General features: G+C 47.6%; 10 protein-coding genes. 2 read left to right on the forward strand and 8 right to left on the reverse strand.

The window, feature by feature from the left end:
- Nucleotides 1-32 precede the first annotated feature (32 nt).
- From SHEWPOL2_RS19920 to SHEWPOL2_RS19935, 4 genes are all read right to left on the reverse strand, one after another.
- A complete protein-coding gene (locus SHEWPOL2_RS19920) occupies nucleotides 33-1,721 on the reverse strand; it encodes an NAD-dependent malic enzyme (protein ID WP_023268525.1) in 1,689 nt (562 codons plus the stop codon).
- A gap of 267 nt (nucleotides 1,722-1,988) precedes the next feature.
- Nucleotides 1,989-2,453: a DUF1456 family protein gene (locus SHEWPOL2_RS19925; protein WP_037430992.1), complete on the reverse strand. Its 465-nt coding sequence runs from the start codon at nucleotides 2,451-2,453 to the stop codon at nucleotides 1,989-1,991.
- Nucleotides 2,454-2,583: 130 nt separating this feature from the next.
- Entirely contained in the window at nucleotides 2,584-3,867 is a 1,284-nt protein-coding gene (locus SHEWPOL2_RS19930; RefSeq protein WP_037430996.1) for an Nramp family divalent metal transporter, read from the reverse strand.
- An 83-nt stretch (nucleotides 3,868-3,950) separates the two neighbouring features.
- The gene (locus SHEWPOL2_RS19935) at nucleotides 3,951-4,493 is read right to left on the reverse strand and encodes a PH domain-containing protein (RefSeq protein ID WP_037422218.1); all 543 of its coding nucleotides are present in this window, start codon (nucleotides 4,491-4,493) and stop codon (nucleotides 3,951-3,953) included.
- A gap of 202 nt (nucleotides 4,494-4,695) precedes the next feature.
- On the opposite strand from SHEWPOL2_RS19935, the gene SHEWPOL2_RS19940 reads away from it, so the two are divergent.
- Complete coding sequence (locus SHEWPOL2_RS19940) at nucleotides 4,696-7,281, forward strand: TonB-dependent receptor (RefSeq protein ID WP_037430999.1); 2,586 nt, start codon at nucleotides 4,696-4,698, stop codon at nucleotides 7,279-7,281.
- Nucleotides 7,282-7,398: 117 nt separating this feature from the next.
- Nucleotides 7,399-8,028: a glutathione S-transferase family protein gene (locus tag SHEWPOL2_RS19945; protein ID WP_037431000.1), complete on the forward strand. Its 630-nt coding sequence runs from the start codon at nucleotides 7,399-7,401 to the stop codon at nucleotides 8,026-8,028.
- 73 nt (nucleotides 8,029-8,101) lie between these two features.
- Here SHEWPOL2_RS19945 and SHEWPOL2_RS19950 read toward each other — a convergent pair whose 3' ends face one another.
- The 4 genes from SHEWPOL2_RS19950 to SHEWPOL2_RS19965 form a co-directional block, all read right to left on the reverse strand.
- Entirely contained in the window at nucleotides 8,102-8,602 is a 501-nt protein-coding gene (locus SHEWPOL2_RS19950; RefSeq protein ID WP_037431002.1) for a DUF4447 family protein, read from the reverse strand.
- Nucleotides 8,603-8,643: 41 nt separating this feature from the next.
- Nucleotides 8,644-9,051, reverse strand: a complete 408-nt coding sequence (locus tag SHEWPOL2_RS19955; protein ID WP_011623923.1) for an SMI1/KNR4 family protein — start codon at nucleotides 9,049-9,051, stop codon at nucleotides 8,644-8,646.
- Between the two features lie 242 nt (nucleotides 9,052-9,293).
- Entirely contained in the window at nucleotides 9,294-10,079 is a 786-nt protein-coding gene (locus SHEWPOL2_RS19960; protein WP_037431004.1) for a RelA/SpoT domain-containing protein, read from the reverse strand.
- A gap of 197 nt (nucleotides 10,080-10,276) precedes the next feature.
- A partial coding sequence (locus tag SHEWPOL2_RS19965) for a M13-type metalloendopeptidase (RefSeq protein WP_050991414.1) occupies nucleotides 10,277-12,271 on the reverse strand: 1,995 nt, incomplete at its 5' end.

Genomic DNA, 12,271 nt, shown 5'->3' on the forward strand with positions numbered 1-12,271 from the left:
TTGACGGCTTTTTATTGGAATAATGTCTGAAATTAGAACGAAGTACGCTTATAACGGCGGTACTCTGGCTTCCAGAAATTATCTTCGATAGATTGCATCAGCAGCTCATCACTCGCAGGTAAGGATAAGCCTTGCTCAATCGCCACTTTACCGACGGCGAACGCAATATGCTTACTCACTGAGTGAATATCTTCCAGTTTTGGCAGGAGTGGCCCTGAGCCATTAATGGCTAACGGTGAGCATTCGGCGAGCGCGCGGCTCGATGCCATTAACATCGCATCGGAGACATGGCGAGCTCCCGAGGCGAGTACACCTAAACCAATGCCTGGGAAGATAAAGCTGTTGTTACATTGCGCGATTTCATAGGTCTCGCCATCAACAACCACAGGTTCGAACGGGCTACCCGTTGCCACTAAGGCTTGGCCAGACGTCCAGTGCAGAATGTCTTTTGGCGTCGCTTCAACACGGCTGGTGGGGTTCGACAGTGGGAAGATAATTGGACGTTCGCAGTGGCTATGCATTGCACGAACAATTTCTTCGGTAAACAAACCCGGTGCGCCCGATACGCCAATCAGTACCGTTGGCTTAGCGTTATTGACCACATCGAGCAGTGAAATATTGTCGCTGAAGTTATTCCAGTTGCTGATATCGGCACATTTTTGAGCCAATTTTTGTTGGAATGGCAACAGGTTAGGCATGTTGTCGAGCAGCAGGCCCCAACGGTCAACCATGCAGACTTGGCTGCGGGCTTGCTCGTCGCTGATCCCTTCAGACACCATTTGCGCAACGATAGCTTCGGCAATACCGCAGCCAGCGCTACCAGCACCTAAGAAGGCGACACGCTGTTTGTTAAGCTCAGTACCCGCGGCTTTACAGGCGGCGAGTAACGAACCTACAGTCACAGCGGCGGTGCCTTGAATGTCATCGTTAAAGCAGCAGTAGCGATCCTTATAACGCTCAAGGATTGGCATCGCATTCTTTTGGGCAAAATCTTCGAATTGGATCAGAGTATCTGGCCAACGTACATGCACGGCTTGCATAAAGGCTTCGATAAACTCGGCATACTCTTCGCCACCAATACGCGGATGGCGCCAACCCATGTACATAGGATCTTCCAGCAACTGTGGATTGTCGGTACCTACGTCTAAGGTTATTGGCAGTGTATACGCGGGACTGATCCCACCACAGCTGGTATAGAGTGACAATTTACCAATCGGGATCCCCATGCCGCCAATACCCTGGTCGCCTAAGCCTAAGATGCGCTCACCGTCGGTCACAACGATGATTTTTACTTTTTGGCGAGTCGAGTTATTGAGGATGTCGTCAATTCTGTCTTTGTTTGGGTAAGAGATGAACAGACCACGGTTACGGCGATAGTTTTTCGAGAAGCGCTCACAGGCCAAACCTACCGTTGGGGTGTAGATAATTGGCATCATTTCGCTGATATGATTTTGCACTAAACGATAAAACAGGGTTTCGTTGGTGTCTTGAATGTTGCGCAGATAAATGTGCTTATCGAGATCGTTATTGAAACTTCTGAACTGATCGTAGGCGCGCGATGCTTGTTCTTCAATAGTTTCAATGGCATAGGGTACTAAGCCTTCGAGGTTAAAGAAAATACGCTCTTCTTCAGAAAATGCACTGCCCTTGTTAATCAATGGCGCTTCAAGAATGGCAGGTCCTGCAAACGGAAGATAGAGGGGGCGTTTATTATCGTCCATGGGTAACCTTTGAGTTATTGTTTAAGTGGTTCGGTACGTGCTTGAGACGTGCTATAGGTCACGTAAGGTTATCACGAAATGTGATCTTTGTTGCCTGTGTCGTGCGCTATTTGTGGCTTTTTTTGCAGCACAGGCAATTCTTACTGTTTAAAACAGAGTTCTGTTAATTGATTGTAAATACATCTGCCAAGCAAAAGCTTGTTTAACGGCGAGATAAAAACAAAAACGCAGCCAAGGCTGCGTTTGTTATTTTAAGCGGAAGAAACATTAGACTCCGCGGTATTTTAGCGATAAGCCACGGATAAAGTTGCGCAGGATCTGATCGCCACAGGCTTTGAAGTTTTTATGGTCCGGGTTGCGGAACAGGGCACTTAATTCAGATTTAGACATTTGCACTTCGGCGAGTGCTAGGGTGGCCACAATATCTTCCTCACGCATTTCGAGGGCAACACGTAATTTTTTGAAGATTAAGTTATTGTTTAATTTTGATACTGGTTTAGGAATTTCAGCACCTTCACGTAGACCACGGTTTTCGATGATTAGACCATCTAAAAACTGACATAGGGTGGTATCGTTACAGGCTTTATAACCTTCTTCCTCTTCTTTGCGCAGTAAGTTAATCATCTCTTCGGTGGAGACTTCTCTACCCACTTTGGCAAAAATCTTAATCATTTTGGCGTTGCTAAAATCGAATACGAAGCGCAAACGGCGCAAAATATCATTGTTTATCATGGTCATCTCTAGGCGCGGCTGCGCAGTCTGGTTTAAGAGCAGATAGTATATACCCAAACAACCTGAAGATGCAGGATTCAGCGGTATTTGTGGTGTTAATCATTAATATCACGCTAGCGTTGAACACCTGCTAGGCCTTTACCCAGTACCAGTAAATAAAAAGTACGGCAAAAATAAGTAAATAAATTAAGCCTATCCAAGAGAGGCATTTCATTTTTGTGCCGTAGCGGTCAGCTTCTGGGAGTTGGCTGCTGGTCATTAAGCGATAATTTAACCATGCAAAGACTACTGTGGTCATAAAGGCTAAAATCATCACAAACTCCAGTAATGGCAGCAGTGCGCCCTTAAAAAACAGGATTAATAATAATCCTAACGCACTGACACTGAGCATGATGCTTGTCAGGCGTTTATCCGACTGGACTTCGGTGACTGTTGCGCGAGCGAGTAGTTGCCAGCCCATGTTCAAGGTGCGGCTATAGCCATCGATGACGGTGACAGTGGTGCTGAAAATACATAAAAATGCCACTATGCTAATCAAATATCTGCTTTCACCGCCCATGACTTGGCTATATAAGTTGATTAACTGATTTGCAAATTGGGCACCCGATTCAGAAAAATGTTCGCCGCTGCCATGCATTACCAGAGCGCCTAATGCCAGAAAGACCACTGCCAGCAGGGCGGTGATGATATAGCCTAAGTTAAAATCGAGCAGAGCTTGTGATGGTGTTACCAGCGAAGTCTTTTGTTTTTCCAGCAACCACAATGAATTCCATGCGCTGACTTCAATCGGTGCAGGCATCCAGCCCATCATCGCGACTAAAAATCCCACATGGGCCCACTGCCAAGGTGAGGGCGACACAAACTGACTTTCCAGTGCTTTCATATGATCAAATGCCAGCGCGACCGCAATTAAAGTGGTGAGCGTCAGGGCAAACATAATGATTTTGGTCAGTTTATCGAGCAGAGAATAATGCCCTAAAATCAATAACAACAGTGAGCTTATCAGCACCAGTAACGCCAAAATATCTATGGGTAATGGAATAAACTGGGTGAGCATGGCGGCTGTTAGCATGCAGACCCCAGCGGTGCTTGCAATAGAGGCGATCACATTAAGTCCAGTAAATAACCACAGATAACCTCGGCCTTGCTTAAGATATCCATGCAGTAAACTTTCGCCCGTGGCGGCGGTGTAACGCGCACCTGCGGCAAAGAAGGGGTATTTCAGCAAATTTACGCCAAGAATGACCCAAGCCAATTGCCAACCAAATTCTGCGCCGGCGCGAGTGGATGATACTAAATGTGAAGCCCCAATCGCGGCGGCGGCCATCAACACTCCCGGTCCCATGGCTTTTATGCCAAGGGCGAGCTGTGCAGTCCAATTGATGGAGAGTGGTTTAACTTCAGAGTTGTCCATGGCGTGGTGCGTACTTCCTTATCGGTGAAAATTTATCTGTTTGATATTAATGCATACATTCTAAATTTGGATCGAATTAACTGTTAAGCATCGTGTTTGGATGCGAGTAAGCCTTCGATACGTTTTAAACTGGCGGTTATTTCGACAAGCTGGCCGAGTAGCGCATTATCGTTTGTAGCGGGTAATGTTTCAGGTTGTGGATGCTTGTCACTCAAGCGTTCCTTCTGCTCCAAAATCTGTGCTCTAAAACTAGGGGCATCGACTATGCCCACTAGACTGATTAAGGCACCCGTTCCCGATTGTCCAGCAGTTTCGACGGTGAGTTTATGTAATCCCATTAGGCGCATTATGGGACCTTGGATTAAGGCGATATCGGTAATTTTATCTAAGGGAACGGTATTTTCGGTGCGGGTTAATATGCCTCTGCGCACGATCAGCTTTTTGCTGGTGAGACGCGCGCTCATATTGTTGATATAGCGACGCGTCCCCCATAAACCAAGAGGAAACCAAAGCAATAACAAAGGTATACCTACAATGCTTAGGGTGAAGTAAGCGGCCCCTGCGAGTAACCAATACATGCCTAAGTTGGCTTCAAATTCGGCTTCATGAATCGTTTGTTCTTGCATTTTCGTCCCTATTTTATGCAGTGAGTTGTTAACTATCTTGAGATGTTTGTGCTGAAAAATACATGGTTTTTATTAGTAACAAAAGTTTAACTTTTTCAGTGGGCCATTGACTTTGTTTCACAACACATTACCTTGAATATTGTTAATAAAAGGTTGAATTAAAGTAAATTAATTCCAACAATACTAAAGTTAGGGAATGCAAATGAAAAGACCTCAGATTCTACCCAATGCTTGTGCTATCGCGATCGCAATGGCGTTTGCCCCGAATGTTAGCTATGCAGCTGAAAATGGTGCTGATAAAGTTGAACGTATTGAAGTGACGGGTTCTCGTATTAAGCGTACCGATATTGAGGGACCGTCGCCGATACAATCCATCGGCAAAGAAGATATTGCTAACATGGGGTTTGACAACCTGCAGCAGTTACTAGAGCGGATGCCTGCGAACGGTGCAGGTGCTTTCTCTACCCGTGGTAACAGCCAAGACTCGACCGCAAACGGCGGAGCCTCGATCAGTTTACGTGGCTTAGGCCCTGACGCCACTCTGGTATTGATCAACGGTCGTCGTGTCGCGGCAAGTGCTTTTGCTGAAGGTATCACTAACTCCTTCGTCGACATTAACAACATTCCGGTTTCAGCGATTGAGCGAATAGATATTCTGAAAGATGGTGCGTCGGCGATTTACGGTTCCGATGCGATTGCGGGCGTAGTCAACATTGTCTTGAAAAAAGACATCGAAGGGATTGAGGTTAACTTAGGTTACGGCGACACCCCTGGTACGGGTTACGATGAAACCACGGCGAGTGTTGTCTGGGGAACCAAATCCGAAAAGGGCAGTGCATCTATTATCCTTGATTACTTTAAAAACGAAACGCTGTCAGCGACCGATTTAGGCCGTTTTGGCACTGCGGATCAAAGTCCTTACGGTGGTGAGGATTTTCGTTCTTCCCGTGGTTTCCCCGGTTATTTTTATGTTGATGGCGTGAAGACTATCGACCCATCCTGTCCGGCCGATCGCGCAACAGCTAGTGGCAGTTGTCTATTCGACTACGGCCCTTACAACCTAGTGATCCCTGAGGCTGAGCGTATCGGGGCTATTGGTCAATTCGATTACCATTTCAATGACGATTTGACTGCTTTCCTCGAGTTAGCGGCGCAACATAACTCCTCTATTGCGGGTGGTGCGCCCACACCTCTGGATGAAGATGCGGCCTTAACTGTACCGGGTACCCACCCTAATAATCCTTGGGGCAAAGATATTGAAATCGGTCGTTTCCGTACTGTGGATGCGGGCGCACGCCGTTGGGATATTGAGTCTGATACCCTGCGTTTAGTTGCTGGGTTACGTGGCACTATCAAAACTTGGGATTGGGAAGCCTCGGTACAACGCGGCCGCAGTGAATCGATGCAAACTGGCGATCGTAGCCAAGGTTGGGTCAGAACCGATTATCTACAAGCTGAGATCGATGCTGGCCGCTACAATCCTTTTGGTGGCACGATGAACTCGCAGGATGTGATCGATGCCATCACGACTAGCCTTGTCCGCCAAGGTTTGTCGAGCATGACTTCATATGCGGCGAACATTTCGGGTCAAGCGTTCACGCTGGCGGACCGCGATATTATGATGGCAGCGGGTGTAGAATACCGTGAAGAAAGCGTGAGCGACGTGCCGGATGAACAGTTCCAACGTGGGCTGATTTTTGGTACCGAAGCGGTGTCTGCGGCGGCCTCTCGTGACCAATACGCGGGTTATGTGGAGTTCTCTATTCCTGTCACGGATAACTTTGAGCTGCAACTCGCGGGTCGCTACGACCACTACAGCGATTTTGGTTCAACCACTAACCCTAAAGTGGCGTTCCAATGGGGCATCACCGATGAGCTGACAAGCCGTGGTTCTTGGTCAACGGGTTTCCGTGCGCCTTCATTAGCACAAATCGGTTTAGGCCCATCACGCGAAAGTAGTTTCTTTATCGATACTTATCGCTGCGCCGCCGATGGGGTGGATTGCGAAGCGCTCGACTACAACACTGAATTCCAAGGTAACTCTGAGTTGGATGCCGAAGAGTCAGAAACATGGAACCTTGGACTTATCTGGGCGCCAAGCCAGAAGTTTGATATCGGTTTCGATGTTTACAGCATCACTCAAGATAACAAGATCGATAAGCAGCCATTGGGCGATATCTACACTGCAAACTGTAACGATCAAAACAGCACAGTGTGTGAGCGTTTAGCACCGCAAGCGGGTCAAACCTTAGGTCCTATCAGCATTATTCACTCAAGCTTTATCAACTTAAGCTCGCAGGATGTGCAGGGTGTTGACCTGTCAACCCACTATGGTCTTGAGTTAGATAGCTTTGGTGATTTGAAGTTTGGCCTAGAGTACAGCTACCTACATAACTTCGAAAAAGACGGTCTTGATTACACAGGCGAGTACAAGTTCCCACAACATCGCTGGTTGCTTACCACGAACTGGACCATGGATAACTTCGCGGCCAACGTAAACCTGAGCTACATCGGTGAGTTCGAAGATACTCCAGATATCGACTTTGACGGCGTGTTAGACTTCGAAACCAATAAGTCTCGTATGGTTGATGCACAGTTATTAGTCGATATGTCAGGTAGTTACCGTTTCAACGAGATGTTCAAGCTGACATTAGGCGTGAACAACCTGTTCGATGAAGAACCACCGTTTGCGATTGGTGACGGCGATACTGACCTCTATGGTTATGTGATTTCTGTACACAACCCAATGGGACGTTATATCTATACCAAACTGACCATGAACTTCTAATTAGTCATTGGCAGAGTCATTGGAAACGGCGCTTCGGCGCCGTTTTTGTATTTTACTCTGCTGCGACACAGTGTATCTTCGTTCTCGTTAATCAGTCATCACTAAAAGGACGTTAATATGATCACCTTATATGGCATGCCCCGCAGCCGTGCATTACGAGTCGCTTGGGTGCTAGAAGAGTTAGGCGCCGAGTGGGCCTTTTCGTTTGTGGATATGAATAAGGGCGAGCACCGTAGCACCGCTTTCTTAGCGCTTAATCCCTGCGGTAAAGTGCCAGTGTTAACCGACGATAATCTTGTATTGTCTGAGTCTGCGGCTATTTGCCTGTATCTGGCGGAGAAGTTTGGCAACTTGTTACCTGAAGCGGGCAGTGCAGCATCTGGTCAGCATCATCAATGGGTGAGCTTTATTATTACCGAACTCGAGCAGCCTTTGTGGACCCTAGGCAAGCATAAATTCGCGCTGCCGGAAGCGCAGCGTCATCCCTCCATCATGCCTTGCGCTGTGTGGGAGTTTGATAAGGCGGCGGCCTTGGCCGAAGCTATGTTGCCCAATAGCGACTTTTTACTCGGCGATACCTTATCGGTTGCCGATATCCTGTTGGCCCATACACTGCTTTGGGGCACTTTATTTGAGCAGCAGATCCCGCCTAAATTAGCGGCGTATCGCGATAGAATTGCGGCGCGTCCTTCGCGTAAATCGGCACTCGCCAAAATGGAAGCCGTCGCAGCAGCTGCACAGGCTTAATCAGCACTAAGCGATAAAAAAACAAAAGGGCAGAAGATTCACTTCTGCCCTTTTTGCTTAAGTCGTTTAGCGTTTATAGCTGAGTCGCCGCCCATTTCGCACGGCTTTCACGGCTCTCACTTAACCCATTTTGCTCACGGAATGCCTTGTAGGCTTCGACATCGAGATTGACTAGGCTAACATCCACTTCGAGCACCAGTTTACATTCTTTCTTAATGCGCCATGCCGCTGTGTTGTACAGCTCAGTTAACGGCAGCGAGCTTAAAAATTCCGGATTATATTGAGTGTAAACGGCTTGGGTTGGATACACCACGAAGGCTAGGTGACGCTTAGGCTCTTTCTTGAATAAGGCTTCGATGCCGTCAGTGGTATTGAGCACTTGCATCTCGATAATATCGTCAAGATCTAATAGCTTTTTCTGAGCCAGTTCAGGGGCTTGTGTTTCAGCATTTTCCCAGGCTAATACATCGGCTTCGCTGTGGTTGGTCAGTTGTCCTACTTGAGCCGCACTGAGGCTGAGTGATTGGCGTAAGTAGCTGATTTCGATGGCGTTCAAGCCAATATTTTTAGACATAATGCGGTTCTCAAGTTGATAAAAATAAAATCTCGGTAAAATCAGTATTTGTTTTTAAGCCAAATATCTTCGACCCATTCCCAGAAGGATTCCCAATAAGTATCGGTAAAGTCACCGTTTTGCCAGAAGTGAACTTGGCCATCCTGATCGATACAGTAAAAGTCATCGCCCAATTGGCAGATGGCGATTAAGTCCCTTGGCAAGCCGATTGACCAAGCATAGCAGGTGACTTCGGGTAAATAGGTGTGTGAATAGGGATCGGCTGCGGTCACAGGCTCAATCGCGCCATAAATCACATCACTGGCATGGAGTAGGTATTCCTTTAATTCCCGTGGCAGTGGGATCAAAATCTGTTCCTCAACCTCCACTAACTGCTCGAATGTGGGTAACTCGAGTGGCACTGGCACTGTTTCGCTGCGTTCTTGGAGTTGCTCAATAATGTCGTGCATGGAATTTCCTTAAGGGTCGCCTTATGGCGCGGGATTATATAGGGAAACCAGTTTGGATGCGAGGGAAGGGCTGTGAGCGATAGTGGGCATAGATCGATTGTTAGTGAGATGACGCTTTGGGCTAAGACTGGGGTTACGCCATAAAAAAGCGCTGGCATCTGTTTTCACAAATAGCCAGCGCAACAGTGGAAGTGGTACAGCGTTAAACGGTTAAGCGATTAAACAATTAAACAAACGGGTGATTAAGCAACTGAGTTAGTCAGCAGCAGTCCTTCATCGACGCGTTTATAGTTAAGCCAAGCTTTGTGATACAGCTTATGGGACTCTTGGCGTAGCTTAGCGATCTGTGCGGTTTCAAACTCACTTAATGCACGTTGTTGTTTTATTGCATTCGCCTCAATCTGTTGAACTTGCTCGTAAACCTTGTGCTCTGGGCCACTTTTAATGTCGGCAATATCCTTAAGGTGTAATTGGACCTCGGCAATTATGCCGCTTTCGGGCAAACGTACCAGTAAGTTAAGGTCGCGATAACCTGAGGCTTTAGGCTCGGCGAAACGGTTTTTCTGTTTGACGACCTGAGCTTGCTCGCTTAAGGCGTAGTAGCTTTGCATCAGCTCGGAGATGCTGTTACTGACGATGCTGGCGCGGGCAAGATCGGTGATCTGGCTAGCATCCCCATTAAATTTGGTGGCGACCTTCTCGGCGGCGCGTTGATAGCTTTTCACGTCAGGTAAAATCACCTGCGCCTGTGAACTGGCCGTCACTGTTTGCAACAGGCTTGCGAGTTCATTCTGGGCCACGTGGGCGTTGGAATATAAGTTGTCTAAACAGGCCGACGCTTGACGTGGGGTGTCGAAGGTTTGAGTGTTGAGCGCATAAAGACCATGCAGATCATGGCTTTGAGCCTGTCTTGCACTGTAATTGCCGCGTTCGGCTCTGCTGTCATTGATATCTAAAGGATTGGCTACGCCTGTGCGGGTCGATAATAAGAGTAGAAAGATAAAAAAGGTACGAAATAACTTATTCATAACGGCCTACTTCCTTATGGGAGTGATACACATCACGGGAATACCATAGGCTGGAGTGGCTTAATTAAAGCTGAATCAATGATGAAGACTTGTTCATGTTTGGCTTAGGTTCACATTTTTCGCGCCTAAAAAAATGGCGCCGCTATTGTGAGCGGCGCCATTGGGTTTGTTGATTACTATCTTGAATTAATTTGGAATTACCAAATTTTCACGCGTTTCTCTGGCGCGATATACATAGCATCACCAGGTTTCACATCATAGGTAGTGTAGAACTCTGGCATGTTAGACAGCGCACCTAATGCACGGAATTCCGCAGGTGAGTGTGGATCTGTCGCTACACGGTTACGCAGGGCTTCTTCTTTGGCTTTTGCACGCCAAATTTGCGTGAAGCCGATGAAGAAACGTTGGTCGCCAGTCAGACCGTCGATAACTGGTGCTTCTTTACCATTGAGCGACTTTTTGTACGCACGGTAAGCGATAGTCACGCCCGATAAGTCACCGATGTTCTCGCCTAAGGTCAGGCTGCCGTTGACGTGCAGATCGTCAAACACATAGTAGCCATCGTATTGTGCGATCAGCGCCTTACCACGGGCAGAGAATTCTTCTAAGTCTTTCTCTGTCCACCAGTCTCGCATATTACCTTCGCCGTCGAACTTAGCACCTTGATCGTCGAAACCGTGGCCCATTTCGTGGCCGATAACCGCACCGATACCACCGTAGTTGACGGCATCATCCGCTTCCATGTTGAAGAAAGGTGGTTGCAGAATGGCTGCTGGGAACACGATTTCGTTCATGGTTGGGTTGTAGTAGGCGTTAACCGTTTGTGGGGTCATGTGCCACTCGTCTTTATCGATTGGCGCGCCTAACTTAGCCAGCGACTTAGCGTGCTCAACTTCGCTTGCGCGAACCGCGTTACCGATCAAATCATCGGCTTTGATGGTCAGCTTGCTGTAATCTTCCCACTTGTTTGGATAACCAATTTTCGGGTTGAATTTCGCTAATTTTTCGGCAGCAGCTTGCTTAGTGGTATCGCTCATCCAAGTCAGATCTTTGATGCTGTCGCCGTAGGCGCCGCGCAGGTTTTCAACCAATGCTTGCATACGCTCTTTGGCTTCTGGAGCGAAGTGACGCTTCACGTACACTTTACCTACCACTTCACCTAATATGCCGTTGACTGCCGCAACACCGCGCTTCCAACGTGGCTCTTGTTCTTCTTGTCCGTTAAGGGTTTTAGAGAAGAAAGCAAAGTTCTCGTTGTCTAACTCTTCGCTCAAGTTGCTCGCCGCGTGGGTCAGCACTTGCCATTGCATGTAGGTTTTCCAAGTCGCCAGATCGGTCGTTTTGAGGACTTCGTTCAGGCCTTGGATATAGCTTGGTTGGTTAACGATAATGTCGGTTTGCTTGTCAGCACCTAATGCCGTTAAGTAGCCAGTCCAGTCGATATCTGGCGCTAAGCTTGGCAGATCTTTAACTTGGTACAGGTTGTAGGTCTTAGTGCTGTCGCGGGTTTCAACCACATCCCAATGTTTAGAGGCAATCGCCGTTTCGAGGGCGAGGATTGACTCAGCGCTGGCTTTTGGATCCGCAAGACCTGCCAGCGTGAACATTTTTTCAATATGAGCAACGTAAGCTTTACGGATATTGACGAAACGCTCCGCTTCGTTGAAGTAGTAATCTTTTTCCGGCAGGCTTAAACCGTATTGCCATAGGTGAGTGGCGTAACGGCTAGAGTTTTTCGCATCGATATCGATGTAGAAGGCGATAGGTGTACCGGCGCCCATGATTTGGCTGTGGGCGAAGTATTTCACCAGCTCGTTTTTATCTTTTAGAGCGTTGATGGCATCAAACTCGCCTTTCAGTGGCGTCACGCCCAGCTTGTTTAGCGTCGCAGTGTCCATAAATGAACGGTAAAGGTCAGCCACTTTTTGCTCGTCAGTGCCTACGGCCAGATTTGGCGTGGCGGCCACTTCTTCGATAATGGCTTTAACGTCATCACGGGATTTTTCACGCAGATCGTAGAAGGCACCAATGCTAGTGCGATCGGCTGGAATTTCAGATTTTTTTAGCCAAGTACCGTTAACATATTTATAGAAATCGTCCTGTGGACGTACTGATTTATCAAAGTTTTCAAATTCGATACCAGAACCCAATGCTTTAGTGACAGCGGCAGCTGTGGCGGTTTTAGCGGTTTC

It is taken from the genome of Shewanella sp. POL2, assembly GCF_000282755.1.
Lineage (GTDB): Bacteria > Pseudomonadota > Gammaproteobacteria > Enterobacterales > Shewanellaceae > Shewanella > Shewanella xiamenensis.

Bases quoted from the DNA above. Each gene is read 5' to 3' on its own strand.
- SHEWPOL2_RS19960 (WP_037431004.1), bottom strand. From the start codon at position 10,079: ATGAATAAGTTATTTCGTACCTTTTTTATCTTTCTACTCTTATTATCG.
- SHEWPOL2_RS19925 (WP_037430992.1), bottom strand. From the start codon at position 2,453: ATGATAAACAATGATATTTTGCGCCGTTTGCGCTTCGTATTCGATTTT.
- SHEWPOL2_RS19940 (WP_037430999.1), top strand. From the start codon at position 4,696: ATGAAAAGACCTCAGATTCTACCCAATGCTTGTGCTATCGCGATCGCA.
- SHEWPOL2_RS19945 (WP_037431000.1), top strand. From the start codon at position 7,399: ATGATCACCTTATATGGCATGCCCCGCAGCCGTGCATTACGAGTCGCT.
- SHEWPOL2_RS19955 (WP_011623923.1), bottom strand. From the start codon at position 9,051: ATGCACGACATTATTGAGCAACTCCAAGAACGCAGCGAAACAGTGCCA.
- SHEWPOL2_RS19930 (WP_037430996.1), bottom strand. From the start codon at position 3,867: ATGGACAACTCTGAAGTTAAACCACTCTCCATCAATTGGACTGCACAG.
- SHEWPOL2_RS19935 (WP_037422218.1), bottom strand. From the start codon at position 4,493: ATGCAAGAACAAACGATTCATGAAGCCGAATTTGAAGCCAACTTAGGC.
- SHEWPOL2_RS19920 (WP_023268525.1), bottom strand. From the start codon at position 1,721: ATGGACGATAATAAACGCCCCCTCTATCTTCCGTTTGCAGGACCTGCC.
- SHEWPOL2_RS19950 (WP_037431002.1), bottom strand. From the start codon at position 8,602: ATGTCTAAAAATATTGGCTTGAACGCCATCGAAATCAGCTACTTACGC.